The sequence below is a fragment of the Bradyrhizobium sp. LjRoot220 genome (assembly GCF_964252915.1).
Lineage (GTDB): Bacteria > Pseudomonadota > Alphaproteobacteria > Rhizobiales > Xanthobacteraceae > Bradyrhizobium.
This window is the reverse complement of the sequence record NZ_CAXUPS020000003.1, coordinates 542,672-569,109: the sequence shown is the minus strand read 5'-3', so window position 1 is coordinate 569,109 and position 26,438 is coordinate 542,672. Positions and strand designations below refer to the sequence as shown.

At 60.5% G+C, this 26,438-nt stretch carries 23 protein-coding genes; 11 read left to right on the top strand and 12 right to left on the bottom strand.

From position 1 onward, the window contains the following. Window positions 1–3 precede the first annotated feature (3 nt). A complete protein-coding gene (locus ACSQ84_RS16800) occupies window positions 4–447 on the top strand; it encodes a DUF2147 domain-containing protein (RefSeq protein ID WP_436212793.1) in 444 nt (147 codons plus the stop codon). Window positions 448–593: 146 nt separating this feature from the next. On the opposite strand, the gene ACSQ84_RS16795 is transcribed toward ACSQ84_RS16800, so the two are convergent. The 3 genes from ACSQ84_RS16795 to ACSQ84_RS16785 form a co-directional block, all read right to left on the bottom strand. After that, a complete protein-coding gene (locus ACSQ84_RS16795) occupies window positions 594–1,748 on the bottom strand; it encodes a DUF3095 domain-containing protein (RefSeq protein WP_436212792.1) in 1,155 nt (384 codons plus the stop codon). A gap of 73 nt (window positions 1,749–1,821) precedes the next feature. Continuing rightward, on the bottom strand, window positions 1,822–3,690 hold the full coding sequence (htpG, locus tag ACSQ84_RS16790) for a molecular chaperone HtpG (protein WP_436213101.1): 1,869 nt from the start codon (window positions 3,688–3,690) through the stop codon (window positions 1,822–1,824). A 100-nt stretch (window positions 3,691–3,790) separates the two neighbouring features. Then, window positions 3,791–4,597, bottom strand: a complete 807-nt coding sequence (locus tag ACSQ84_RS16785) for an MBL fold metallo-hydrolase (protein WP_436212791.1) — start codon at window positions 4,595–4,597, stop codon at window positions 3,791–3,793. 309 nt (window positions 4,598–4,906) lie between these two features. On the opposite strand from ACSQ84_RS16785, the gene ACSQ84_RS16780 reads away from it, so the two are divergent. After that, window positions 4,907–5,065 (top strand): hypothetical protein, encoded by a 159-nt coding sequence (locus tag ACSQ84_RS16780; protein ID WP_436212790.1) that lies wholly within the window; start codon window positions 4,907–4,909, stop codon window positions 5,063–5,065. A 32-nt stretch (window positions 5,066–5,097) separates the two neighbouring features. Next, window positions 5,098–5,247 carry a hypothetical protein gene (locus ACSQ84_RS16775; RefSeq protein ID WP_436212789.1) on the top strand — a complete coding sequence of 50 codons (150 nt, stop codon included), beginning with the start codon at window positions 5,098–5,100 and terminating at the stop codon, window positions 5,245–5,247. Between the two features lie 21 nt (window positions 5,248–5,268). Here the strand turns inward: ACSQ84_RS16775 and ACSQ84_RS16770 are convergent, their stop codons facing one another. From ACSQ84_RS16770 to ACSQ84_RS16745, 6 genes are all read right to left on the bottom strand, one after another. Further along, a complete protein-coding gene (locus ACSQ84_RS16770; RefSeq protein ID WP_436212788.1) occupies window positions 5,269–5,676 on the bottom strand; it encodes a hypothetical protein in 408 nt (135 codons plus the stop codon). Window positions 5,677–5,684: 8 nt separating this feature from the next. Further along, complete coding sequence (locus tag ACSQ84_RS16765; RefSeq protein WP_436212787.1) at window positions 5,685–7,298, bottom strand: phosphoenolpyruvate carboxykinase; 1,614 nt, start codon at window positions 7,296–7,298, stop codon at window positions 5,685–5,687. 247 nt (window positions 7,299–7,545) lie between these two features. Continuing rightward, window positions 7,546–8,571 carry an NAD-dependent epimerase gene (locus tag ACSQ84_RS16760; RefSeq protein WP_436212786.1) on the bottom strand — a complete coding sequence of 342 codons (1,026 nt, stop codon included), beginning with the start codon at window positions 8,569–8,571 and terminating at the stop codon, window positions 7,546–7,548. Between the two features lie 179 nt (window positions 8,572–8,750). After that, window positions 8,751–10,130 (bottom strand): HlyD family type I secretion periplasmic adaptor subunit, encoded by a 1,380-nt coding sequence (locus tag ACSQ84_RS16755; protein ID WP_436212785.1) that lies wholly within the window; start codon window positions 10,128–10,130, stop codon window positions 8,751–8,753. A 9-nt stretch (window positions 10,131–10,139) separates the two neighbouring features. Then, a complete protein-coding gene (locus ACSQ84_RS16750) occupies window positions 10,140–11,855 on the bottom strand; it encodes a type I secretion system permease/ATPase (protein WP_436212784.1) in 1,716 nt (571 codons plus the stop codon). Then, a complete protein-coding gene (locus ACSQ84_RS16745) occupies window positions 11,812–11,961 on the bottom strand; it encodes a hypothetical protein (protein WP_436212783.1) in 150 nt (49 codons plus the stop codon). Before ACSQ84_RS16745 ends, ACSQ84_RS16750 begins: the two co-directional genes overlap by 44 nt. Window positions 11,962–12,298: 337 nt before the next feature. Between ACSQ84_RS16745 and ACSQ84_RS16740 the strand changes: the two genes are divergently transcribed. Further along, window positions 12,299–13,387 (top strand): glycosyltransferase family 4 protein, encoded by a 1,089-nt coding sequence (locus tag ACSQ84_RS16740; protein WP_436212782.1) that lies wholly within the window; start codon window positions 12,299–12,301, stop codon window positions 13,385–13,387. Between the two features lie 113 nt (window positions 13,388–13,500). Then, the gene (locus ACSQ84_RS16735; RefSeq protein WP_436212781.1) at window positions 13,501–14,673 is read left to right on the top strand and encodes a glycosyltransferase family 4 protein; all 1,173 of its coding nucleotides are present in this window, start codon (window positions 13,501–13,503) and stop codon (window positions 14,671–14,673) included. Window positions 14,674–14,798: 125 nt separating this feature from the next. Here the strand turns inward: ACSQ84_RS16735 and ACSQ84_RS16730 are convergent, their stop codons facing one another. Beyond that, the gene (locus ACSQ84_RS16730; protein ID WP_436212780.1) at window positions 14,799–14,975 is read right to left on the bottom strand and encodes a hypothetical protein; all 177 of its coding nucleotides are present in this window, start codon (window positions 14,973–14,975) and stop codon (window positions 14,799–14,801) included. 232 nt (window positions 14,976–15,207) lie between these two features. On the opposite strand from ACSQ84_RS16730, the gene ACSQ84_RS16725 reads away from it, so the two are divergent. The 6 genes from ACSQ84_RS16725 to ACSQ84_RS16700 all read left to right on the top strand — a co-directional run bounded on the left by ACSQ84_RS16725 (window position 15,208) and on the right by ACSQ84_RS16700 (window position 23,440). Further along, window positions 15,208–15,495 carry a hypothetical protein gene (locus ACSQ84_RS16725; protein ID WP_436212779.1) on the top strand — a complete coding sequence of 96 codons (288 nt, stop codon included), beginning with the start codon at window positions 15,208–15,210 and terminating at the stop codon, window positions 15,493–15,495. 460 nt (window positions 15,496–15,955) lie between these two features. Further along, the gene (locus ACSQ84_RS16720) at window positions 15,956–17,251 is read left to right on the top strand and encodes a polysaccharide biosynthesis/export family protein (RefSeq protein ID WP_436212778.1); all 1,296 of its coding nucleotides are present in this window, start codon (window positions 15,956–15,958) and stop codon (window positions 17,249–17,251) included. A 796-nt stretch (window positions 17,252–18,047) separates the two neighbouring features. Further along, window positions 18,048–19,178 carry a glycosyltransferase family 4 protein gene (locus ACSQ84_RS16715; protein ID WP_436212777.1) on the top strand — a complete coding sequence of 377 codons (1,131 nt, stop codon included), beginning with the start codon at window positions 18,048–18,050 and terminating at the stop codon, window positions 19,176–19,178. A 336-nt stretch (window positions 19,179–19,514) separates the two neighbouring features. Further along, complete coding sequence (locus ACSQ84_RS16710) at window positions 19,515–20,669, top strand: glycosyltransferase family 4 protein (protein WP_436212776.1); 1,155 nt, start codon at window positions 19,515–19,517, stop codon at window positions 20,667–20,669. A 58-nt stretch (window positions 20,670–20,727) separates the two neighbouring features. Next, the gene (locus ACSQ84_RS16705) at window positions 20,728–21,939 is read left to right on the top strand and encodes a glycosyltransferase family 4 protein (protein ID WP_436212775.1); all 1,212 of its coding nucleotides are present in this window, start codon (window positions 20,728–20,730) and stop codon (window positions 21,937–21,939) included. A gap of 73 nt (window positions 21,940–22,012) precedes the next feature. Continuing rightward, entirely contained in the window at window positions 22,013–23,440 is a 1,428-nt protein-coding gene (locus ACSQ84_RS16700; protein WP_436212774.1) for a hypothetical protein, read from the top strand. A gap of 52 nt (window positions 23,441–23,492) precedes the next feature. On the opposite strand, the gene ACSQ84_RS16695 is transcribed toward ACSQ84_RS16700, so the two are convergent. Together ACSQ84_RS16695 and ACSQ84_RS16690 are read right to left on the bottom strand one after the other, a co-directional pair. Then, window positions 23,493–24,698, bottom strand: coding sequence for a glycosyltransferase family 4 protein (locus tag ACSQ84_RS16695; protein ID WP_436212773.1), 1,206 nt, complete (start codon window positions 24,696–24,698; stop codon window positions 23,493–23,495). A gap of 203 nt (window positions 24,699–24,901) precedes the next feature. Further along, entirely contained in the window at window positions 24,902–25,999 is a 1,098-nt protein-coding gene (locus ACSQ84_RS16690; protein WP_436212772.1) for a hypothetical protein, read from the bottom strand. Window positions 26,000–26,438 lie beyond the last annotated feature (439 nt).

Sequence of the window (26,438 nt, the reverse complement as noted above, 5' to 3'; positions counted from 1 at the left end):
TTCATGGCCTGCAAGACGGGGTTCATCGTTGCGCTTCTCGCGGCATTGCTGGCCGCGCCCTCCGCACGTGCGCAAGGCGCCGGCGAGCCCGGTGGCATCTGGCTGACGCAGGCAGGCGACGCCCGCGTCCGCGTCACCAAATGCGGCGGCGGTATTTGCGGCGTCATCGTCGGATTGAAACAGCCGGTCGATCCCGCCACCGGCAAGCCGCAGGTCGACGACAAGAACCCCAATCCGGCGCTGGCAAAACGCCCGATGATCGGGCTGCCGCTGTTCAGCGGCATGCACGCCGCCGGCCCCGGCAAATGGTCGGGCCAGATCTACAACGCCGACGACGGCAGCACCTACGCAAGCAACGTTTCGGTCACCGGACCGGACACGCTGCGGGTCGAGGGCTGCATGGGCGCGTTCTGCGGCGGCGAGACCTGGACCAGGGTCGGGCACTGAGCGGTTTTTCCCTCATCCTGAGGTGCGGCGACTTCGCCGCGTCTCGAAGGATGGCCGCATCGGGGCTCTCATGGTTCGCCCGGCGATGCGAAGCATCGTCCGGAGACGACGCAAGTGTGCCTCCTCACCATGAGGAATGAGAACACCTACGCCGCCATGGCCTTCAACGCGGTGGCCGCCGAAGCATAGCCGCCGCGGGCGCCGTCGATGAAGTGCACATGGTCGCTGCGCATCACTGACGGCGTGAAACAGGTCATCATCGCCGCGTCCTGCCGGTGCAGGCCGTAGCGCACGATGCCGCTTGAGGCCGACAGCGCCAGCCGCTGCGTCAGCGCCTGCTCGAGTTCGGGCGTGCAATCGAGGATCATGCGCAAGCCGTCGTCATATTTGCGGAAGTCGGAATTCTCCACCACCTGCTGCATGTAGGTTTTGGGAACGAAATTGCCGACCTTGATGCCGAAGCGCAGCACGACATAGGCCCACAGCGCGATGGCCAGCGCGGAGCCGCGTCGCCGCAACAACGACCCGCGTCGCGCGGCACGCGCCTCGTATTCGATGCCCGCCGGCGGAAAACGAATCTCGGGGCCGCCCGCAGGCACCGGCCGTCCGGCATCGGGACTTCGCTCGACGAGGTCGATGATGTCCTCGATGGCTTTACGGAAGGCGAAGGGATCGGCGCCCTTTGCCGGCACCACCAGCACGGAAAGAATAAGGCCGCGGGTGGACGGAATCTCCTCAAAGCGGCACGACAGGCCGGACAAATCAGGCTGCTCGCCGGACGCCGCCGCGGCTACAGCAAACTCGCCGCGCTTCATCGCCGCGTCCGCCCAGCCGAGCCCGCCGCCGGAAAACATCGCAAGGGACAAATTGGGCGACGGCCCGAAACGCGCGACGCGGACGTCGAGGCCCTGCGCCCGTACGGCTTTCACCGGCACCAGCGCCACCCGCATTGCGAGATCAAGGTCGTCCCTCACCCAGGTCGCGGTCGCCGCCAGCGCGGCGCGCGCGCGGGCGAGATCGGCGGGCGCCACCGCGAAGCTCGCGCCATCGCCGCCGAACACAAACGGAAACTCACGTCCATCCAGCGCATTGGTGACGGCGGCGATCACGGCGGCGCCGGCCATGTTGACCGCCTTGTAGCGCTGGTTGGCGATCGCCTTGGTCGATTCCACGATGTCGGCGACACCGATGGACCAATCGTCCGGCAACGGAGAATACAGCGACGGGTCCATCAGGCTAGTGAAGCCGCGAAAGACCGGAATGCCGCCGTAGAAGATGTCGGTGCCCTCGGGCGTGGCCATTGCGATGCAAGTTACCCCGTTTTCCGAAGCCATGTAACAGCTACGGCCTGCCCCGCATTCGGGTTCGCTGCTGCTACAGTTTGACGCCCCGCAGCACCAACTGGTTGAGCCTGCTGGCAAACGCCGCCGGGTCTTCCGGCAGCTCGCCATCGAGGATCTGCGCCTGCTCCAGCAGCAGGAACGACAAATCCGCAGCCGCGTCCTTGGCCCCGGCGATTGCCGCCACCAATGGATGGCGCAGATTGATCTCGAGGACCGGTTTGGTGACCGCGCCCTGGTTCTGCATCGCCAGCAACCGCTCGAGCTGGCGGTCGCGGCCGTCGCCGCCGGCCACCAGGCACGACGCGCTCGACGTCAGCCGCTGCGAGGCCCGCACGTCGGAGACGCGTTCGCCGAGCGTGTCCTTGATGACGGCGATGGTCGCGGCCTCGTCGGTGGCGCTCTCTTCCTTTTTGCCGTCGGCCTTCTCGTCCAGCAGCGGGATCAGCCCGAAATCGATATCGCCCTGGCTCAGCGACTTCAGCGGCTTGCCGCCGAAATCGAGCGGCGCCGCGGTCCAGAACGCATCGACCGGATCGGTCAGCAGCAGCACCTCGATGCCGCGAGCCGACGCGGATTCGAGTTTTGGGTTGGACTTCAGGCGCTCGATGCTGTCGCCGGTGAGGTAATAGATCTCGGTCTGGTTCGGCTTGAGGGCTTCGACATATTGCTTCAGCGAACGCTTCTCGCCCGTCGTGGTGGTGAAGCGCGACAGCGCCAGCAGCTTCTCGCGCCGCTCGAAATCTTCCCAGATGCCTTCCTTGATCACGGGCCCGAACGAATCCCAGATCTTTGCGAATGCCTCCGGCTCCTTGTCGCCGAGGTTTTCCAGCTCGGTGACAACGCGGCTGGTGACGGCCTTGCGGATCTGCGCGAGCTGCGGATTGTTCTGCAGCATCTCGCGCGAAATATTGAGCGGCAGGTCCTCGCTGTCGATCACGCCGCGGATGAAGCGCAGGTAGGCCGGCAATAAATCAGCGTCGTCGGCAATGAAGACGCGGCGGACATAGAGCTTCACCTTGCCCTTACGCGCCTGGTCGAACAGGTCGAACGGCTTTGTCGACGGCGCGAACAGCAGCACCGCGTAGGACTGCCGGCCCTCGGCGCGGTAATGCAAGGTCATCGCGGGCTCGTCGAACGCACCGGCGATCGATTGATAGGCGCCCTTGTAGTCTTCCGGCGTGAGCTCCGATTTCGGGCGCTGCCACAGCGCGCTGGCCGAATTGATCTGGCGTGGCTCGCCCTCCTCCGGCAGCAGCAGAATCGGAAACTGGATGTTGTCGGAATAGGCGCGGACGATGCGCTCGATCTCGTAGGTCTCGAGATATTTCTGCGCATTCTCTTTCAGATGCAGCATGATCTCGGTGCCGCGCGTGACGCGGCCGGCGTCTTCCTCGCCCGCCGGCGCAATCTCAAATCCGCTGCCGCCCGACGACGACCAGGTCCACACCTGATCCGAACCGGCGCGGCGGCTGGTGACGACGATGCGCTCGGCGACCATGAAGGCCGCATAGAAGCCGACGCCGAACTGGCCGATCAGATTGGCACCGTCTTTGGCCTCAGACAGGCGCGACAGAAACGACTTGGTGCCGGAGCGCGCGATGGTGCCGAGATTATCGATCAGTTCCTGGCGGTCCATGCCGATACCGCTGTCGACCACGGCAAGCGTGTTCGCCGCCTTGTTCGGCACGATGCGGATTTGGGGCGGTGCGCCGTCGGTAATCAGCTCGGGCGCGGCGATCGCCTCATAGCGCAACTTGTCGCAGGCGTCGGAGGCGTTCGAAATCAGTTCACGCAGGAAAATATCGGTTTCCGAATAGACCGAGTGCACCATCAGATGCAGGAGTTCGGCGACCTCGGCCTGGAACGGCTGGGATTCGGGGGCAGTGGTGGTGGTCATCAGGGGCTCACGAGATAAAGCGTGGGTGGGAAAGCCCTGATATAGCGATGCTATTTGGGGTGGCAAGCGTCGAAGGCCGGCTGGTTCCTCCCCTTCGGCCGCTTTAATCCGCAATTGCGGCCAGGTATCGCCGGACCGAAGCATCGAACGCGGGTTTTGCGCCCGCCTCGATGTTCTTGCCCCACCATGCGCCATAGATGCGGTCGAACGCCAGCGGAGCCACCGCGCGCGCGATGGTGCGAACGGCCGCAGCATTCAGCGGGATGTAGTTCGGAAAGCTGTACATGAAGCTCAGCGAGCGGCGGTCCATCGCCACCATGGCAACATCACCGGTCAGCAGAGCACCCCGGCCTTCCGCGCCCGCGCGCCAATGCAGGATGGTGGCGCCGGCGAAATGGCCGCCGGTGCGGATGAGAACAATGTCGTCGGATATCCGATGGCTGTCGCCGGTCCACGGCACGATCGCGGGATGCGGCCGCGTGACCCATTGCCGATCGTCGCCATGCAGAAAGATCGGCACGCCGCCAAAGGCCTCGCTCCAGTCGGCAACCGCGCCGTAATAATGCGGATGCGAAACGGCAATCGCCTTCAGGCCGCCGAGCGACCTGACATGGTCCACCGCCTCGCGCGTGGCCAGGGGAATGCAATCCCACATCACGCATCCGTCGGGCTCCGGGACGAGCAACGCGCGTTGCCCGATCGCGAAGCCGGGATCGAGAGCGATCCCGGAAATGCCGAGATCATCGCGCCAGACGATCTTGTGGCGCTCCGCCAAGGCTTCGCGCGTGAGCCATTGCTGGCCCTTCCAGTTCACATACTGCCGCTCGTCCTCGCAGACCGGGCATGAAGCCGGCGGCGCAACACTTTCCGGGAACTGCGCGCCGCATTGTTCGCAAATCCACAAGGGCATGGGCATCGCTCCGATCCGAAAGAAATGTGACTCTGGCAAATGCGCGGTTTCGGATCAACAACAGGGATTTCCAGACTTCAAGTTCGGGACAATTGACTTGCTTCCGCGCCGTTGGGTAAGTTCCACCACATGATCTGGTTTTGCCTTGCGGTCACCGTCTTTATTGCTGCTGTGGTTATTGCAGGACGCGCGCACAGCCGACGCCTGGACAGGCTGGACGATCTCCACGCCAAGAGTTTTCTCAACAACAAGGGTTTTCTCAACAATCAGTGACGAGATCAGGTTATCGCGACCATTCAAACATTATGCATGATTGTGGGCTGGCTCGCGCTGGCATTCATTGCCTACGCGACGCTGTCACCAATCGACTCCCGCCCGGTGGTTGCCGGCGTTCAGTTTGAACATTTCGCGGCCTTCGCGTTGCTGGGCCTTGCGCTTGGCTTGGCTTCGCTTACCCTGACCGCGTAGTCTTTGTTATCGCGATCGTTGCCGGAGGCGCAGTGGCACTGGAGACCCTGCAGCTGCTGACGCCGGACCGCCACGGTCGTCTGCTTGATGCGGCAGTGAAGGTGGCGGGCGGCATCAGCGGCATTGGCGCCGGACAATTGATGATCATGTTGCTGAAAAGCCAAATCGGGCGCGCCAAGTAGCTCTTTTCGATTCGGTTGCGGCTATTTCAAATAGCCTTGCCCCGATACTTCGCGCCGATACTTCTTATGCAGTGCCTGTTTGGATATCCCAAGACAGGCGCCGATCATTTCCAGCGAGGCTCCCGCTGTGCGCGCCGCCCCGATCGCAGATGAAGGTTCGATGCCGTTTTTCAGATCGATGGCAGCTTGAATGGCAGCGGAGGATTTCTCTCGGTTACGGGCATGGCGACGCAGTTTCCTCGTTCGCTTTATTTCGGCATCTCTGGCGAGCTGGGAAGGATACCGGACCCCCTTTAGCCGGTAATACCGGCCGGTCACCGATCCCAGCGATACGCCGAGGCGTTTGGATACATCGCGGAAGCTCAAGCCTTCTGCCTTGAGCAACAGAATCAAATCATCCGACAGGCCCTTGGATCGCGAGATGGTCATGCCCTTGGTTACTCCGCCGCGAGCTTGAGATCCGGTGCGGCGGCGCGGACGTCGGCGTCGACCTGGGCTTCGAACTTGGCAAAGTTCTTCTGGAACATGCCGACCAGCGCGCGCGCGGTCTTGTCGAACTCGGCCTTGTCCTTCCAGGTGTTGACGGGATTGAGGATGTCGCTGGGGACGCCCGGCAGCGCCGTCGGCACCGCAAAACCGAAATATTTGTCGGTGCGGAATTCGACATTGCGTAGCGAGCCGTTCAGCGCCGCGGTCAGCAGCGCGCGGGTCACCTTGATCGGCATCCGGCTTCCGGTGCCGTATTTGCCGCCGGTCCAGCCGGTGTTGACCAGCCAGCAATCGACATTGTGCTTCGCGATCAGTTCGCGCAGCATGTTGCCGTAAACGGACGGATCAAGCGGCAGGAACGGCGAGCCGAAGCAGGTCGAAAATTCCGGCTGCGGCTCGTTGCCTAAGCCGCGCTCGGTGCCCGCGACCTTGGCGGTGTAGCCGGACAGGAAGTGATACATCGCCTGCGCCGGGGTCAGTTTTGCGATCGGCGGCAGCACGCCGAACGCGTCGGCGGCCAGCATCACGACGTTCTTCGGCTGGCCGGCACGGCCGGTGCGCGAGGCGTTCGGGATGAAGTCGAGCGGATAGGCCGAACGGGTGTTTTCCGTTTTTGAGCCGTCGTCGAAGTCGGGCACCCTTGTGCGCTCGTCGAGCACGACATTTTCAAGCACCGCGCCGAAGCGCTTGCTGGCGGCGAAGATCTCCGGCTCGGCTTCCTGGGACAGCTTGATGCATTTGGCGTAGCAGCCGCCTTCGAAATTGAAGATGCCGTCCTTGCCCCAGCCATGCTCGTCGTCGCCGATCAGCGTGCGCTTGGGGTCGGCCGACAGCGTGGTCTTGCCGGTGCCGGACAGGCCGAAGAAGATCGCGCTGTCGCCGTCGGGACCGACATTGGCCGAGCAGTGCATCGGCATCACGCCCTTGGCCGGCAAATAATAGTTCAGCGTGGTGAACACGCTCTTCTTCATCTCGCCGGCATAATAAGACCCGCCGATCAGGACGATCTTGCGGGCGAAATCGATCGCGACGACGTTCTCCGAACGCACGCCGTGGCGTTTGGGATCGGCGCGGAAGCTCGGCAGGTCGATGATGGTCAGCTCCGGCACGAAGTTTTCCAACTCCGACGCTTCGGGGCGGATCAACAGCGTGCGGATGAACAGCGAGTGCCAGGCCAGCTCGGTAAACACGCGGGTCTTGATCTGGAAGCTCGGATCGGCGCCGCCACAGAGATCCTGCGCGAACAGCGTCATGCCTTCGGCGTGCTTGATGAAGTCGGCATGGAGCGCGTCGAACTGCTCCGAGGTGATCGACTGATTGCCGGCCCACCACATCTTCTCGGTGGAGGCGTCGCGCACCGTGAACTTGTCCTTCGGGCTGCGGCCGGTGAACTCGCCGGTGTCGGCGCACAGCGCGCCATCGGCCGAGAGCACGGCTTCGCCGGCGCTTAGCGAATATTGGTAGAGCTGCGGCGCCCCCAGATTCCAGTGCACTGACTTGAGATTTTTTAAGCCGAATTTATCGGCGCCGAAGGCACTGTTACTTACGCCTGTCTCTTGCACGAGCTTTCTCCCACCATTCACCGCACGACCTATCCGTCGATCACGAAATACGAATGACATTGAAACGCAAGAATAGTGCCATAAGTCGCGACCTAGCCGACCAAGACGGCGGACAGGCATGCGACAGCGTCATGCCGAACAACTTTGCCCAAATTGCAGTCGTGGAGGTGAGAAATCGCTGGGCAGGTCGCTGGCCAATTCAGCTCGGCCGCAACCATTTTTTTCCGAGCCGGATCGGCCGAGCCGGTTAGCCCGCCACGCCGTGGTAACCGCGATACCATTCGACGAACCGGCGCAGTCCCTCAGCCAGCGGCGTTGAAGGCGAAAAGCCGACATCGCGTTGCAGCGCCGAGATGTCGGCGCAGGTCTCGAGCACGTCCCCCGCCTGCATTGGAAGCAGATTTCGAACCGCCGGTTTTCCAATGATGTCCTCGAGCGTCGAGACGAAATCGAGCAGATTCACGGGCTGGTTGTTGCCAATGTTGTAGACGCGATATGGAGCGGCGCTTGTGGCAGATTCAGGGCGCTCTGCATCCCAGGCCGGATTTGGCGCAGCCGGGCGATCCAGGGTGCGGATCACACCCTCCGCAATATCGTCGACATAGGTGAAGTCTCGCCGCATGTTGCCATGGTTGAAAATCTTGATCGGCTTGCCTTCGAAAATCGCGCGCGTGAAGAGATAGACCGCCATATCGGGCCTTCCCCACGGCCCATACACGGTAAAGAACCGCAGGCCGGTGACTGGAAGCCGGTGCACATGGGCATAGGTATGCGCCATCAGCTCGTTGGCCTTTTTGCTCGCGGCGTAGAGGCTGACCGGATGGTCGACCGAATGCTCCGTCGAGTACGGAAGCGTGCGGTTGGCGCCGTAAACAGAGCTCGACGAGGCATAAACCAGGTGCCTCACGTTGTGACGGCGGCTGTTCTCGAGCACGGTGACGAAGCCGTCGCAGTTCGCCCGTATGCAGCCGATCGGATCGTCGATCGATGCGCGAACGCCGGGCTGCGCCGCAAGATGCACGACGCGATCGGGTCTCACCGCATCGAAAACAAGCTTCGCCGCCGCGGGATCGGCAAGATCCGTGTCATGAAATGTGAAGCCTGCGTGTTGCATCAGGTAATTGAGCCGCGCGCGCTTGAGCGCCGGATCGTAGTAGGGTGTGAGCGCATCGATCCCGATCACCTGCTCGCCGCGCGCGAGCAGCCGTTCGCACACCTGCATGCCGATAAATCCGGCGGCTCCGGTGACAATCACAGGTCCTGGTGTCGACACGGTCATCCCCATTGGTTTGCAACGCAATGCCAGACTGCAGCGTTGGAGGCAAGCGCAGAGCGCCGGCAGAAGTGAACTCCGACGATCGGCGACAGGATTCCGTCGCGCGTCAGCCAGCCACGCTTTAAGCGCAATCCGCCAAATTCGTGTGCAGGCTATTTAGATCGCCGTTTGCGCGCTCAGTCCCTGAAAGACGTATGCAGGGCATCCGTCAGCGGCGATACGATATATTCCAGCGCCGTGCGCTCGCCGGTCGCGACCACCACGTCGGCCTGCATGCCCGCGATCAGCTTGTCGCGGTAACGTTCATCGAGCTTGGCGTCGGAGAGGTCGATGAGGCCGAGGAAATAGGGCTGCTTGGTAACGTCGTCCACCAGCCTGTCATGCGAAATAGATGCCAGCCGTCCAGTCATCATTTGAATCCCGCGCGCGCGCAGACCCGGGAAACGAATTTCGGCGGTCTGTCCCACGCTGAGATGTTCGATCGAATTGACCGGAAGCTGGGCGTGCACGACGAGCTTTTGGTTGCTGGGAACGATTTCCATCAGCGACTCGCCGGCCCGAACGACCTGCCCGACCGTGAACACCTTCAGATTCTGCACCGTGCCTGCCCGGGGCGCACGGATATCGAGGCGGGTGAACAGGTCCCGCGCCACCACCAGCTTTTCCCTCGCGGTATTTATCTTCTGGCGCGTTTCCAAGAGCTGGGCCGATACCTCCTCCTGGAACTTCTGCTCCAGCTGCATCGCTTGCAGGCGCGCTTCGCTGATTCCGTTGTTCGCTTTCGCCGTATCCGCGATGGCGCGGCCGATGATGCCCTCAAGGCGGGTGCGTTCCCGTTCCATGGCAAGCACGCGCGTGATCGGGATCAGTCCCCGCTCTTTCAGCGAACGAAGACCCGTCAACTCTTCGTCGAGGAAGCCGATCTGCTTTTCGGTCGATGACTTCTCGACGGCGATGCCTTCCATTTCGGATCGGAGCTGCTGAATCTTGGATTCGATCAGCGTGATCTGGGTCGCACGCGAGCGCTTGCGCTCTTCAAATTGCAGCGTCTGGTCCTTGATGATCCTCGCCAGGACCGGGGAAGCGGCCTGCCGCGCCAGCAGTTCAAGCGGAAAGGTGATGCTATCGCGGCGATCGATTTCGGCAACCAGCGATGCTTCGAGCGCGAGGGCGCCGTCGAGCTGACTACGAACCGTCTCGAGCCCCGAACTCGCCTGCAGTGGGGACAGATTGACCAGCAGCTGGCCCTCAACGACGGACTGGCCCTCTCTGACGGAAATCTCGCTCACCATGCCGCCTTCGAGATGCTGCACCACCTTGCGGCTGTCCTCGATCATGACGACGCCCTGCGCAACGACGCCGCGGTCGAGCGGTGCGACAGCCGCCCACCCCCCCATCACTCCGAAGGTGAAAATGATCAGCGTGTATCCGGCGATCGCGGTTTTGCCCTGCGCATGAGCGAATGGCAGTGAACTGGGGACGCGCCGGGGAAGACGAGCTTTGAAGCGCGCAGGAATCGAAAGCCATGCAGGAATTGAAAAGCCGAGCTTGAACATTGACTGACCTCAGCCTGCCGCCGCCCGAACGGGCACTGGAGGAGCGATCAAATGCTTAAGCACGTCGTGGCGGGGACCAAAGGCTTGCGCCATACCGCCCTCCAGCACGAGAATCCTGTCGGCGGCGGTCAGTACGCTGATCTTGTGGGTAATGAGAATGATCGTGGAGCCAAACGAGCGAAATCGACGGATGGCCTGGACCAGCGCTTCCTCGCCACCCTGGTCAAGACTTGCATTGGGCTCATCGAGCACGACCAGGGACGGACGATCAAAAAAAGCACGCGCCAGCCCGATGCGTTGGCGCTGACCGCCCGATAGCGTGGCGCCCCCCTCGCCGACCGCGGTATTGTAGCCGTCCGGCAAGAGCTGGATCATCTCGTGACATCCGCACAGGCGCGCGGTCTCTATCACCGCATCGCTGTCGACCTCCTGAAAGCGCGCGATGTTCTGCGCGACGGTTCCGGAAAACAGCTCGATGTCCTGCGGCAGATAACCGATGTAGCGCCCACGCTCGCGGGGGTTCCAATGCGAAAAATCGAACCCGTCGAGGCGCACATTGCCGGACGATGGTCTCCAAACGCCGGTAATCACCCGAGCCAGGCTGGATTTTCCGGCGGCGCTCGGGCCGACAATACCCACGATTTCGCCCGGCCGTGCCTCGAACGAGATGTTCCGCAAGGTGCTGCGGGATTGTTCCGGGGGCCCTGCGGTGACCGCCTCGAGCGTCAGATGGCCGACCGGCCGCGGCAGCGTCACCCGCTGCGGCTCCTCGCCCGCGACGGCGAACAATTTGACAAGCCTGCTCCAGCTGTTCCGCGCGCTGGTCAGTCCCTTCCAGTTCCCCACGACGCCCTCGACGGGAGCAAGCGCGCGCCCGACAAAGATCGAGGCGGCGATAATCATGCCCGCAGAAATCTGGTTATGGATCGCAAGATAGGCGCCAAGACCCAGTACCATCGTTTGCAAGAACATGCGGACGAACTTGGACGCGGCCGCCATCAGCCCCGACCGCTTGCCTGCGATGGCCTGTAAATTGAGCACGTGACCGTGTTGCGCAATCCAGATGTCGCGCAGGACATCGAGCATCCCCATGGCGTGAATGACTTCGGCGTTGCGCAGGGCGGATACCGCCTTCTGGTTGGCCGCGATCGACGTCTTGGACGCCAGACTCATGGGACCCGTGGTCGCGAGCTCGCTGGCAAGCGTCAAGAGCAGGATAAGCACCGAACCGACCAGCGCGATGGCGCCGAACCAGGGGTGAAGAATGAAGCAGGTCACGACGAAGATCGGCATCCACAGCAGGTCGCACAGCGCAATCAGGGCGGGACCTGCGATGAACTCGCGAATGGAATCGAGGTCGCGCAGCGTTTGCCCCTGGGCAAGACGGGGGAAGTGCAGCCCGGCCGAATGCGTTGCATCAAAAACGGAACCGGCCAGCTTGCTGTCGACCGCGAGGCTCGCCTGAACCATGAGGCGGGAGCGCAGCATCTCAAGCAGCGCATTGATGATCAGGAGGTAACCGACCAGCACCGTGATGCCGAGCAGGGTGGTCTCGTTGCGGCTGCCGATCACCCGGTCATAGATCTGCAGCATATAAAGCGGGCTGGTGAACGCGAGGAGGTTGATGAAGAAGCTGAAGACCACCGTCGTCATGACTGCCGGAACGCACGACCTCAGGCCGTTAACCAGAACGGCGCTTGCCTTGATTGGACCAGACCCAGCCATTGCGAAAATCTCGCTCCATCACTTCGCGCTGATCCAGGAAGGGAACATGCCCGCACACGTCCCATGCACCGAGAATGTGTGCTTTTTGTTGCGCGGCAAGTTCCATCTTCCACTCAATTGAAATCCCAGCCGACAGCGCGCGCCAGATCACATCAAACGAAATTCGTTCCTAAATAATTAGCACGCAGCAAGATTCATGAAGCCGACACGCTCATTTGGTTTGGTTTTGACGGAGCCTTCCCGATTTTGCGTTTGCCAATACGGCAGGTGCTGATTTAACGAAGGTCGCATGCGTGCAGACCGGTTCCCACCAATGTTTCGCCATGCCAGACTTCGCCATGCCAGACTTGGCATGTTCTTGGCACACTCGACCTCACTCCGCCGTGCCTACTATTGGGGCAGCAGCCAACGCTGCGTTCCATAAAATCTGAAGAAGATCGTCTTTGAAAATTTTCATCAACGGTAGATTCCTGTCGCAATCCCTTACGGGTGTTCAGCGCTATGCCGCCGAAATGGTTAAGGCCATGGATCGCCTGCTGGCGGCCGGCGAAGCGGCGCAGCCGCTGCTCGAGGCGGAATGGCAGCTGCTCACCCCGCCCAACGCGAAGGTCGAACTCGATCTTGCCGTGGTTCGGACCAAACAGGTAGGCCGGCGGACTGGGCATGCCTGGGATCAGATCGACCTTGCGCGAGCGGCGGCGGGTGGGCGGCTGATCAGCCTCGCCAACTCCGGGCCGGTTCTTCACCGAAACCACCTCGTCGTCCTCCATGACGCCCAGGTGTTTCGGCGGCCGGATTTCTTCAGCCGGAGCTATCTGATGCTGCACCGGACGCTGGGCCATCTGCTGGCGCGAACCGCGACGATTGCCACGGTTTCCGACTTCTCTAGGCGCGAACTCGCCGCCGCCTTGCGGCTAACGCCGACGGCCGTTCCAGTGTTCTCCAACAGCGCCGAGCATTTTGCAGCAACGGTTCCGGATTTTCGGGTGATCGACCGGTTGGGCCTTGTTCCCAATCGGTACTTTCTCTTCGTCGGGTCGATGACAAAGAACAAAAACGTCTCGCTGGCCATCCAGGCGTCGGAGCGGCTGGGCCGGGCGGATATTCCACTCGTCGTGGTCGGCGGCGACAACAGCAAGGTTTTTTCGGATGGCCCCACGGCCTCAAAGGCCGGTGTCGTGATGGCAGGCCGGCTGAGCGACGAGGAGATCGCGGCGCTCTTTTCGCGTGCAAATGCATTTATTTTCCCCAGCCTTTATGAAGGCTTCGGGGTGCCTCCGCTGGAGGCAATGTTCTTCGCCTGCCCGGTGATAGCGAGTACCGCAGAGGCGGTACGCGAAACCTGCGGCGACGCCGCTGCCTATTTCGACCCTCTGAGGGTCGAGGAATTGCAGCAGCGCATGGTCGAAAGGATTGCAGCAGGAAGCATCTCCGGCCACGAGCGGCAGAAGCAAGAAGAGCGTTTGGCGGCCTATTCGTGGGCCAAATCCGCTGCCGCCATGTTGCGGTTTCTCGAAAAACACCCCATTTAAACCCGAATAAATAAATTAAATCAGAACAACCGCAGGAACACCACATCACGGCCCAAATATTGCTGCGTATCGGGAACAGCTTGTCGCACCAGCGTGAAAATGAAGGATTAGGCGTGCCCAGTGATCCGGACAGAACAACAAGGGTTCTGCATGTTGCCGAAACGATCCGAGGCGGCATCGCGACGTATCTCAACGAGTTGCACCCCCACCAGCGAAAGACCCTCGGCGGCGGTAACGTGCATTACGTTATCCCGTCCGATCATCGGGCCGACCTGACCGGCATCGACGACACGGAAATCACGGAATTCGGCCGTTCGGACCGGAGTGTTTCCGGCCTGTTCCGCATGTTACTCGCGACCCTGCGCGCCGTTCACCGGCTGCAACCGGATGTCGTTCACCTGCACTCCTCGTTTGCCGGATTGGTTCTCCGTCCGGTCCTGCTGCTGAAGCGCAAGCGGCCGCGGATCGTCTATTGTCCGCACGGATGGGCTTTCTCTCGCGAGACGGGCTGGCTGAGCTATCAGGTGACAAAACTCACGGAAGGTATCCTGGCCAAGATCACGGATCGGATCATCTGCATTTCGAGGGATGAATTCAAAGAGGGAGTTCGGGCCGGAATTGAAGCCGATCGCCTGGTTCTTGTGCACAACGGCATTTCGAAGAACCGCCCGTTGCTCGATACGGTCTCGGCGATATGGCCTTCGGAAAAGACCAAGGTTCTGTTCATCGGCCGTCTCGATCGCCAGAAGGGCTACGATCTGCTGACCGAAGCCGCCCGCGCGCTCGAGGACCTGGTGGACGTCCGGATCGTCGGCGCATCGGTGATCGGCAAATACGAAGATGAAGGGCGTGCGCTTCCCGCCAACGTCTCGTTGCTCGGCTGGCAGGATCGACACCAGATCGAGGCACAGCTCGAAAAGGCCGATCTGGTCGTGATCCCCTCACGCTGGGAGGCCTTCGGCCTCGTCGCCATTGAAGCGATGCGGGCGGCCAAGCCGATCATTGCGTTTCGTATCGGAGCCTTGCCGGAAATCGTCGAGGATGGCGTGACGGGCGTGCTTTGTGAGCCGGTTTCCGCCGCCCAGCTCGCTGAAGGGTTTCGGCGTGCCTTGAAGCTCGATCTGCCCGCGGTGGGTCTGCGAGGCTTCGAGCGCTTTAGACAATTATACGACATCGAGAAGACGCATCGTGTCCTCAACCAGGTCTATGCCGAGCTGGGACGAGGCGATCAAATCGGATCCGAACAACAAGCTGAACTGCAATCGGACTTGCCGAACAATTTCTGATCGCAGCCGGCTCCATGCTGCGCCGGCATCAATTTTTCCAGGACAAATAATTCAAGGCAAATTCTAAAGGCCGCAAAAGCCTGGACGCCCTGTCGATCGGCTGACTGCCCGTTCGACGGGCCGAGTCACCTGCCCGACCACAGAAAGTCGATGGCGCGCGGCTTCTGCTCGTTGCTGGCGACCGGCTCGCTTCCGCGGTCTCGCCTGTCGGAGAACGACCACCGTATCAGGACGGCGACGAGCAACGCGCAGGTCAAAAACCCCGCGGTGAACGCCAACAATGCCATCGGTAGGGCATCCATTTCGCCTGCCTCCCCTTTTTCTCGTTTGAAGGGAGTATAGCTAGGGAGCCGGAATTAGTAAGTGGTTACGCCGATTAAAGAAACTCGTGCTTAACGGCCGGAATCCCTAACAAATATTGGACAACCGGCTATCGCTGCGCCGAGAGGCCTATTGCGCCGCAACATCGATTTGCGGGGAGTTCCCCATGGCAACTCATGTATAAGTGGCGGATGCCCCTGAGGAGGCTTCCATTTGGAAACGCTGCTGTACGTGTTGGCAGGCTGGTTCGTCTTTAATATCTTTTTCGCCGTGGCAATGTACTTCCGGCCGATCCGGCGACCAAATCCTGCCTCGATCGAGAACCCGGCCAAATCGCTAGATCGCGCAGCGGAATCCTCAGATTCCGCGAGTGGGCGCCCGTTGCAGCTTAAAACGTCGGGCGGGTCTGGTCATTCCATCGTCACCCGGGTTCTGTTCTTTGGGCACTGGCTAAGCGACCGCATTCGCTCATCGATCGCCGCGAAGCAAGAACCCACCTAGCCCTTCAGATCCTGCTTGCGCTCGCCCGTGTCCGATCCGGACGGCGGTCCTCCGCGCCCGTACCGCCGGGCCGACCATGGCAACAACGCCAAACGACTTGCCGCCTCGTCATCGCCGTGGTGAACCGCGGCGTCCCAGGAGGCGCCTGACCTTGCATGTGAGCATGATCCCCCTCACCACCGAGCCACGCAACGTATCCGCGTCGCAGCGCTGATATTAAATGTCGACCAAATATTAAATGGTAGAGAATAACGTGGGTTTCTCCCTGCCCTCATTTAATTGCCCGCGAGGTATGAAGGCAGGACGGTGACGAGAAAATGGCACGTTTGCTGTCCTATCACGTCGTGCTCAAACTTTAGCCGGGTTTTGCTCAGAACCCTCTCAGCGAAAGTTGCAAGAAGGTCACATGGGCGAGGCTTTACCTCGCAAGAACGGTGCTCGGGCGTGACTTCGGATCCGGATGATTGCTACGGTCAGATGGGACGACGGAACGAAGAGTATTAAATTGGACGAAGCGTATCGCGAGGGTGCTGTGGTGATTGAAAGAAGAGCAAAGTCAAAAGGGCTGATTTGTTCTTCTGCTCTTTTTGTGGCACTCGCGTTGGCGCTCGGCGGTTGCGCGGGCTTCATTCCGTTGGATTCGCCGGATGCGGTATCGACGCGTTCGAACGCCGCTATCGTGACGGAGCCGTCGGCGCCGCTGCCCTACGTCTTGATGCCGATCAATCCGGTGGTGCTGCAGGCCACCAATTCCTTTACCGACAGCGCCGGGTTGGTATTTTCCCGGTTGCCTGGCGGGAACTATCGCGATGTGACCATCGGTGTCGGCGATATCGTTACCGTCACCGTTTACGAGGCCCAGGCCGGCGGTCTGTTTATCCCGCGCGAGGCGGGCGTACGGCCAGGTAATTTCGTCGACATTCCACGCCAGCAGGTCGATCAGTCTGGCAATATCAACATCCCGTATGCCGGATCGATCAAGGTATCCGGCCTGACCCCGCGCGCCGTGTCCAACATCATTCGCGAACGTCTCAAGGACCGCGCTATCGACCCGCAGGCCGTCGTCAGCGTGGCCGAGCAGCGCGGGAACCAGGTTAGCGTACTTGGCGAAGTCAACACGCCCCTGCGCTTCCCTGTCGATCCCGGCGGCATTCGACTGATGGGGGCCATCGCACGGGCGGGCGGTCCCAAATATCCATCTTACGAGTCCACCATCACGATCAAACGGAGCGGCCGGACCTACAACGAGTCGATGTCGAGCGTGGTCCATCATCCCGGTGAAGACATATTGCTCGCTCCTGGCGACGTTGTTTTCCTGACCCGGGTTCCAAGGGTGTTCATGGTCTTCGGGTCGACACCTTCGCCCGGCTCGATTGGCGGCACCAACAATCGCCGCTTCACCTTCGAAAACGACAACATGACGTTGGCCGAAGGGCTGGCGAAAGCAGGCGGACTGGACGGCATCCGCGCCGATTCCAAATCGATCTTCGTCTATCGCTTCGAGCCGAAGCCCCTGCTGGAGCGGATCGGATTGCAGGTATCTCAATTCCCGACCGAGTTGGTGCCCGCAGTCTACAAGTTCGATATGAGCAAGCCCGACGGCTGGTTCCACGCGGACTCGTTCCGGATGCGCGATCACGACGTGATTTCGGTCGCGGAGGCGCCGTCAACCGAGTTCATCAAGTTGATGGCTCCGCTGAACGCAGCAACCGTGAATGCGGCGAATATCGGCGCCACGATTGCGAACACGAGATAGGGCAGGGATGGAGCATCGCCGAGTTCGAACCCGCAAGGAGAAGACAGAGACGCTCAGGCGATAGACCACCGCAGCAGGCCTGTTGAAGGCACCCGAGCTGCCGGTGAATGCGGCACGCCGGCAGCGTCCTGGCCTGCCTCGCATCTGGTCGACGCCGTCGCCTCCAATAGCCGGCACGTGCTCGCGCGGCCTCAGTGTCCGGGATACATTTTCCGGAATTCAGATCGTGTGATCTTTTTCAACATTGCAGACACCAGCGCGCGTCCAGCCGCGGCAACCTCTCCCAGGGTGGCCCGACCGCGGGCAAGGGCCGGGCTTTGTCAAACCTCGGGATTTTACGCCGGTATCGACGGCTGCCTGATCAGCTCGGACTGGCCGGAGCCCTGCTGCACATCCTGATCGACGGAAATAGCTCCGGCCGCGCCACAATTTGCTCCAGTGCGGATGGGATAGGGAGATATCGGAGCTTTCCAAGCTTCTGGGCACGTACCAACCAACGATCGCCGTGGGCTGGCCAGACTGATGTTGAATGAGAATCGGCGAGGCCGTTCGATGGAAAAAACGTCTGCCTCCCGACCAGGCCTTGCGGAGAAACTCACGCCTGAGACCAGAGCGAATATTTGGAGATGTATTCGAATGACAGCCAGGGGGACCGTTCTGCAGCAATGAGAACAATTTCAACCAATCGCCATAGTATCCTTGCCGGGACGGCTCATTTTTAATGAGGGTCCTTGTTACGACATCCCTCTATCCAACCCCGCAGGCCCCAAAGGTCGTCGGTGGCGCGGAAATATTCGTGCGCCGGCTGGTCGAGGGCTTCGTCGCAAGCGGGGACAGCGTGGAAGTGATCCGCGCGGCGTCGGCCCCCAACCAACCAACGGAATCATGCGACGACGTCGATATCTATTCCGAGCCGGTCAGTAACATCTATCTTCCGTTCACCGAACAACACAGCGCACCGATGCGGGGGATCTGGCACGCAGTCGAAGATTGGCGGCGGTCGACAAAATTGGTGGCGGACCGGATCAAGGCGTTCAGGCCTGACGTTCTGCATTCCAACAATCTGTCGGGCCTGACGACGGCCGTCTGGAAAGCCGCATCCGATCACGGCGTCCCCATCGTCCACACCTTGCATGATTATTACCTGACGTGCCCGCGCTGTTCGCGCTTCTCCCACGGCAGCACCTGCACGCACACCTGCTTCAGCTGCAAGATACTAACCGTAAGCCGTCGCACCGCGACCAGGCAGCTCAGCGCGATCGTTGGCGTGAGCCAGCGCATTCTGGATATTCATACCGATTTGGGCCTCTTCGCAGACACACCGCTTCGCAAGGTGATCCGGCACGCCTCGGCACTCCCCCCTGCCGCGTCCGCACCAGAGCCCAGACGCCCGGCCGACCTCCTGACGCTGGGCTTCATCGGACGCCTGACCGAGGAGAAAGGCATTTACAATCTGGTCAAGGCAGTCGGTACGTTGCCGCCAACCTCCGTCAAGCTGGTGATCGCAGGCTATGCCAGCACCGAGATGAAGGAGCGGTTGCGTGCGCTGGCACCCGAAGCCCGGATCGAGTTCCTCGGATTTGTCGCCCCCGAAACCTTCTATCGTCAAATCGACGTCGTGGTCATTCCGCCGATCTGGGAGGAGCCCGGCCCCATCGTGGTCGCTGATGCCCAGGCCGCTGGCAAGCCGTTCCTCGGCACCCGCTTCGGAGGCATACCCGAGGCTGTCGCAAGGGGCGCGGTCGGATGGCTTACGGAGCCTGATTCCGACTCGCTCGCCGAAAGTATCAGGAGGATCATGTCGAATCCCGACGAATTGGCAACCATGACCCGGAAATTTGCCGACAAGAACAGTCAACGTACATTTTCGGAAGTCGTCGCCGAATACCGCGGGATATTCGAGGACTTGCTCCGCCGCAAGGACTAGCCATGTGGCGGCGAACGATGCGGATCTGGTTTCTCCCAGGATCCGGACAACCAGCCAGGCGGCCGACCTTCCTGGCGGCGCTTGCTTACAGGGATTTAATTTCCTGACCTCCTTGGAGGCAGGACATTTAATGACTGCACTCGTTTAATGACTGCACTCGTTGTTGAGTGCGCTGACGCGCGTTTCGGCTGGCAGCACCGCCTCGTGGACGGTAAGGTCGAACGAGTCGAGCGCTCAGGACCTGTTTCATAGCAAGGCAACGGCAGCAACCGACCGACACCGATGAGGCGATAGTTGAAGATACTCCTTGTAAACAGCCTATACCCTCCGGAAATCATGGGGGGCGCTGAAGTTTCCGTTTCCTTGCTGGCGGAGGCGCTCGCCCTCAGGGGTCATCAGGTTTCGGTGGTTTGCCTTCACAAGGCGCCGGAAACCTCGATCAGCGAGATCAAGGGCGTTCGCGTCTACAGGCTGCAGATCGATAATGACTATTGGCCGTTCGACCAGGACCGGAAGCCGTCGCGGTTGCGACGACTGAAGTGGCATTTGCGCGACACCTGGAATCGCCAGGCCGCCAAGCGCTTCGGCGCCATCCTTGATACTGAAGCGCCGGACGTTTTGCACACCAACAATCTCACCGGATTTTCGGTAGCGTTGTGGTCGGAAGCCAAGCGCCGCAAGCTACGGGTCGTCCACACGCTGCGCGATTATTCCCTGATCTGCAAAAGGTCGACCCTGTTCCGCAACGGAGAGACATGTACGCGCCGGTGCCCGGCCTGCACGACCATGACCGCCCCGTCGCTGATTGCTTCGCGCATGGTCGATGCCGTCGTTTCGAACAGCCAGTTTGTGCTGGATCAGCACCAGAAACTTGGCTATTTCGCCAGGAGCCCGGGCAAGGTCATCTTCAATATTGCCGACGCCAGCGAACTGGCTCCGGTTTCGCCGCCCGCCACCGGCGATCTGGTGTTCGGCTTCATTGGGCGGATCGAGGCCGAAAAGGGTATCGAGATCGTACTCAAGGCCGCCGAACTTCTACCTGACGCAGGTTGGAAGCTGAAGATCGCCGGAAAGGGGCTCGAGCAGTACGTCCGCGGCCTGAAAGCCGGCCAGAAAAGCGATCGCATCGAATGGCTTGGCTTTACAAAAGCCGCAAATTTCTACGCAAGCATTGACGTCTGCCTCGTCAGTTCGGTCTGGCCGGAGCCGTTGCCGCGCACGCTGATCGAAAGCATTAACGCCGGCCGCGCAACCATCTGCTCGACGGCGGGTGGGATTCCGGAGATATCCGGATTTTCCAATATGGTGGGCTCCTACGAGCCGAATGATTTTCGTCAATTGGCCGAGCTCATGGCGAAGGCGGTCAGCGACACATCGAGATGGAAAACGACACAGCCGCTACAATCGGATTTCGCGGAAAAATTCTCGCCGGATTCGGTCACGCGGCAATACATGGAGGTTTATTCGGCCGGTAATTCGAAGGCTCCCTGACAGGGAATAGTTTCCAGCATCCATCCCTTTATTGTTCCTTGGGGGCGAGACTCCTTCAATGAGAGTTCTTATTACGTCGTCGATCTATCCAACGCCGCAGGCTCCCAAGGTCGTGGGCGGCGCGGAGATATTCGTGCGCCGACTTGCCGAAAGCCTGTTGGACAAGGGTGACAGCGTGGAGGTGATCCGCGCCGCGTCGGCTCCCAACCAGGAAATGGAAACGTGCAACGGCATCGACGTCTATTCGGCGCCGGTAAAGAATGTGTATTTCCCGTTCACCAAACCGCGTAGCGCGCCGATCCGTGCCATCTGGCATGCGGTGGAAGACTGGCAGCAGACCGCGCAACTGGTTGCCGCGCGAATCCAGGCCTTCAAGCCCGACATCCTGCATTCCAATAATCTTTCGGGATTGACGACGGCGGTATGGAAAACCTCTTCGGAACTGGACGTCCCGGTTCTTCATACCCTTCACGACTATTACCTTACCTGCCCGCGGTGCTCTCGCTTCTCGAATGGAAGCGCGTGTGCCAACACCTGCGTCAGTTGCAAGATCCTGACGGTCAACCGACGCGGCACGACCAAGCATCTCGACGCCGTCGTGGGTGTAAGCCAGCGTATCCTTGATATCCACACGCAGTTGGGACTCTTCTCCGATACGCCACTGCGCACCGTCATTCGTAACGCTTCGACGGCAGATGTCGGTGACAAGATCACGGTGCGACCCGACGGAACGGTTACCTTTGGGTTTATCGGAAGATTGATGCAGGAGAAGGGTATCTACAACCTCGTCCAGGCGGTTGCGGCAATTCCACCTCACCTGATGCGGCTTGTCATCGCCGGCCATGCGACAGAAAGCCAGCGTGCGCATATCAAATTGCTGGCGCCCAACGCCCGAATTGATTTCCTGGGTTTCGTCGCACCAAGGGAATTCTACGAGCAGGTCGATGTCGTGGTAGTCCCGTCAGTTTGGGAAGACCCCAGCCCGCTGGTGGTGGCCGACGCGCAGGCAGCCGGAAAGCCGCTGCTCGGAACCCGCTTCGGCGGAATACAGGAAGTGATCGAACAGGATGTTACGGGATGGTTGACGGCACCTGACGCTGGATCTCTGACCAAGAGCCTATTGCAGATTATTGAATCTCCCCAGCAGATTGCCGAGATCAGCCGAAGGTTAAAGGCCGGGATCAACGAATGGACCTTCATCGACGTCGTCGCCAGATATCGCGACGCTTTCGAACACGTCAGGCAATCCCGGGGAGTGGCCAGATCATGATGGTTCCGACCACGACGATCGCGAGTTGCGTCCCGACTCGATACCCGGGCCGGCCAACTCATGCCGGTCTGAAATGATCCGCCTCCTCGCGTTTGGTGGCTATGTCTTCCAGAGTGCGACAGCCATCGCGCTCATCTTTGCCACCAGCCACCTGCTGCCACCCGCCAGCTACACTTCATTTTCACTCGCTTTGGCCTCAAGCCAGCTGCTGTGCGTATTCATGTTCGAATGGCTGCAACTTGCGGGCGTTCGTTTTCTCGCTGCGGCGGACCGGGAAGACGCAGCAAGATTACGATCCTCGTTGTTCGCCGCGGGATTGTTGAGCACCGTGGTGCTGGTTTCGGTCGGCAGCGCCGCGTCACTGATCGGAACCCTCGCGCCCCGGGTGGTCGCGCTTGGGCTGGCCATCGCGGTCCTGCAGGGACTCACGGATATGTACTTCATGGCTATCCGCGTGTCGGATCGTCTTGGTACCGCGGCCGTCCTCCTGATCTTGCGGGCCAGTCTCCTGCTGGTCGGCGCTGTTGCTGGCGCGAGCATCCATGGAACGGCCGAAGCCACTCTCCTTGGCATCGTCGCCGGCCATGCGACATCCCTGATAGCCGGCCTGTTGGCGCATCGCATGCCGCTGCGAAGCGTACCTCACCGCACCATGTTGACGGATTGGGTGGATTTCTCCCGCTACGGAATGCTGGCCGCCGGCGCCTCGGTGATTCATCTCTCCGTTCCGGTGATGCTGCGTTTCATCATTGTCGGCAGCCTGGGAGCATCCGCCGCCACGGCGACGGCCGCCTTTTTAATGGCGATCGATCTGCTGCAACGGCCATTCGCGGTTCTCATGGCCGCGATACACTCCGTGAGCTATCCTGAGGTGGTCGTCCAGTTCGAGCGCGGCACCGATCACGAGGCGCGTCAGGCAACGTCCCGGTTCGTCGACTTCATTCTATGCGCGACGACCGTCATGCTGGGCGGCCTGATCGGCTTTCTCCCGGATGCAAGCCGGCTGTTCGTTCCGGCCGATCTCCTGATGGATTTCCTGGCCGTGGCGCCGGCAGCTACGGTGTTTTATTTTCTACATACCCATCTCCAGGCGACGCTTGCGGTCATCCCGCACTTGAGAAAATCCGCAACCAGGCTTGTGGTCGTCGCTACCTGCCAACTGGCGCTGGTGTCGGTCGTCTCATCGATTGCCGCGGTGATGGGCCTGTCTACAGCCGCTCAGATTGCGAGCGCTGCCGTTGCGACGGCAATCGTCATGTTGTGCGACAGTGGTCCGATTATTCGTTTCGGAGTGATCCCAAGCTGGCTCCTGCTAGGCCAGTCCGTCATAGTAGCCATCTTGATTGGAGCCTTCGCCGCAGCCCCTTCCGAACCCGTGCTTTGGCTGGTTGGCAAAATCGTCGTCTCAGCCATGGCCGTCGTGCTCGTCGCCTGGCAGGGTCAATTCCTGTCGGCGAGGCGGCTGGACCAGGGTCCGGCCCCGATTGATCCATTACGCTAGCGCCGCGTTTCCCGAAGCGGGTTGCGACGCGCCGAATGAATTCAAGGTCAAATCACGACTGCGGCGAAGCCAAACCGTAGATCTGCAGGGTTTGATCGACCATCGGACCGACACCGAAATACTGCTGGGCCCGCGCGATGCAGTTTCGTGCCATCGTCTGCCGACGGGCGGGATCGGTAAGCTTTTCGATCGCCTGGGCCAGAGCATCCACGTCTTCGAACGGAACGACAAAGCCGGTTTGCCCGTTGATGATCTGATCGGAGGCGCCGCCGGCCGGGGTCCGGACCGGGACCAGCCCCGTCGCCATCGCTTCGGCAACACCCAAGGGAAATCCTTCGAACCGGCTGGGAAGCACAAACACGTCGGCAGCCCATAATGCCTCGCGGACGTCGCCCATGAAGCCGAGGAACTTGAACGTGTGATGGTCCTTTTCATCGCCGGCATAGGCGAACGATTTAATCTCCTTTTCGCGGTCGGCACCGCCGCTCCCCACAAAGAAGCACTTTAAATCGAGCGAGGACTGACCACCCTGGTCACGTATCTTCCGCGCCGCCTTGATGAGCAGATCGTGCCCCTTGACCCATGCGAGGCGCGCCGCGAGCAGGCACATGAAGTCGCTTTCCTTCAGGCCGAATTTCTGCCGCGCTTGCTGCCGGTCAGCAGCCGAAGGCGGACAAAAATGATCCGTGTCAACGCCGCCGTAGACCTTTGCAATTCCATCCTTCCGAAGCACCAGATATCGACTGAGGTGCTGACGCGATTCCTCAGACATCAGGATCAGCTTGTGGGGAAAGAAGGCGTTGAAGAACAGTATCTGCTTCAGACTGAACTGTGACTTCGGCGCGTTCTGGGCGTTTTCGATATTGCCCAGCACGGACGGATGATACGTCGCAACGACGCGGGCTCCCGTCAGCAGAGACAACAACCTGCCCCACAGCAGCATACCGAGACCGTGGACGTTGATGACCGTAATCTTGCGTTCCCGGATCAGCTTCAGCAGCCGAAAAAATATCGCTGGCGACGGCAGCTTTCTCAGTCCAGGGATCTCATGCCATTCCTTGACGGCCGCGGTCAATTTCCTGCGCTTGTATTCAGACTTCTCGTCCGAGCGCACTTCGCCGGAGACCAGATAGATCTGCACGCCACGACCGTGCAGCCCGGTCGCAAGCGTCTCGCAATACGAAGCGATGCCGTCGTTGCAATTCACCACTTCAACCAGAAACAAGACATTGGCGCTGCTGGAAGCGACCTCGGTCATCGATTTATCTCTCTATTCGATATCATGAAACATAAGGCAGGGTTCTAGCTTGGAAATCCGCCCTTATCGATGACAGATCTCTGACGCACGCCCGGATTTTCTCGAATTTGCGCGACTTTTCCGGGTGCAGGGTGCAAGATGCGGGCCGGACGCATCGCGAATTGGTAGCCCGGGTCGGCGGCACGTGTCGGCCGGCCTCCCCCTCAAAGCCCTCTCTTTTCCAATTCGGCGGCCTCTTCAGGAGAGAGACGAACCCCCGCAAAGCGGGAGACGAGGTACATCGCGATTTTCGGCGTCTTGAGATCGTACATCAGGCCGAACCGATTTTCAGGCGGCGCCTTGGCAGGCTCATCGAGCAGCTCATAGATGCTGATGCTGTCGATCACGATATCCTTTTGGTCTCTCAGTGCGGTGAGCGTGTCATTCAGGCTCTTCAGGCAGCGCTCGGTCATATGGTCGCCGGGCTTGTTGCCATAGTTCGGTTTGTAAATCTCGCCGCAATTGATCTCATTGAACACGACGGGTCTGCGATAGGTGGCCAGTTTCTTGAACAGGTTGAACCGCGGATTGCGACCGTTCCAGGCTTTGTTGGGGTTCTCTCCCAGCACTTCGTAATAGTGGTAGGAAATCACATCAAACCCGACCCCTCGCGCGGCCATGAAGTCCAGAAAGCCGAACATCGTCGACGTCGTATTCAGGACTTTGCGCAAATGAAGTCCGTTCTCCTTGTTGATCCTGTCGATCGCGTCTGAAGCCCCGCGCAAGACGGCCGCCCAATCCTCCATGACGGGCAGCTCAAACTCTTCCGCGGTGCCGCCGCTTCCAAACAATCGCTTGCCGTCCGGACCGTGCGCGACGAGGTTCAGCTCGTTCTCCAGTTCCCAGTCCTTGATATCGTGCTTGAATTGATTGACGAAATCGTAGGTTCGATTGAAGCCCTGGCGATACAGCGCGTCGCGGTCACCTTTCGGATAGTTGCCCGCATCCGTGCGATCTCCCCACCGGAAGGCGAAGCCGAACACGGGATGCAGCGTTATCCCGTAGGTCTTGGCCTGCGCGATCGCGCGCCTCAACATCGGGGCTTCGGTCGGTTCGGTGTCCTTGGTAAGATTCACACCTATCCTGAACTGGGTCAGGCCGCGCTCTTTCATGACTTTAAAGGCGGGCCCCAAATTCGCTCTGATGGCGGAAGGCCCGTTGGTGCCCCACTCCAAGGCATTGGCGGGCCACGAGATCATCGCGGCCGCAGCCACGACGACAAGCGATAGGCCCAGCCGCCGCGCAAGGTTCGTCCCGGTCATCCGCTCAGTCCCAGTTGCCTTTACAACACTCATCATGACCACCTTCTGACGTCTGGGCGTGCGAAACCCGATCCGCGCGCCGCTTCTGCTATTGCCGGGGAAAGGTTTTTTATCTGCCGGGGTGAGGCGTTTTTAAGTTTAGCGCGCCGCAAAAGTCGGGTCCAGTCCGGGAACCAACCAAAGCGTTCAAGGAACTCATGCCGGAGATGCAGAGGTTAGCATCGCGAACAAACTTGCGATTGAAAAGGTTCCGGCTGAACGCCCGTATTCTTTCGGTCTCGACCATTCTCGAAGCGCATGATTGCCTGCTTGGCAAGCAGCCAAGCATTCTAAGTAGGCAATGCAAGGCAGCCATCGCCTTCACTCCGTCATCTTGAGAACTTACCAACTTGTAAATCCTCAGGGGCTTCGCGATTCTGGTTTCCAGGTTTCCACTTCA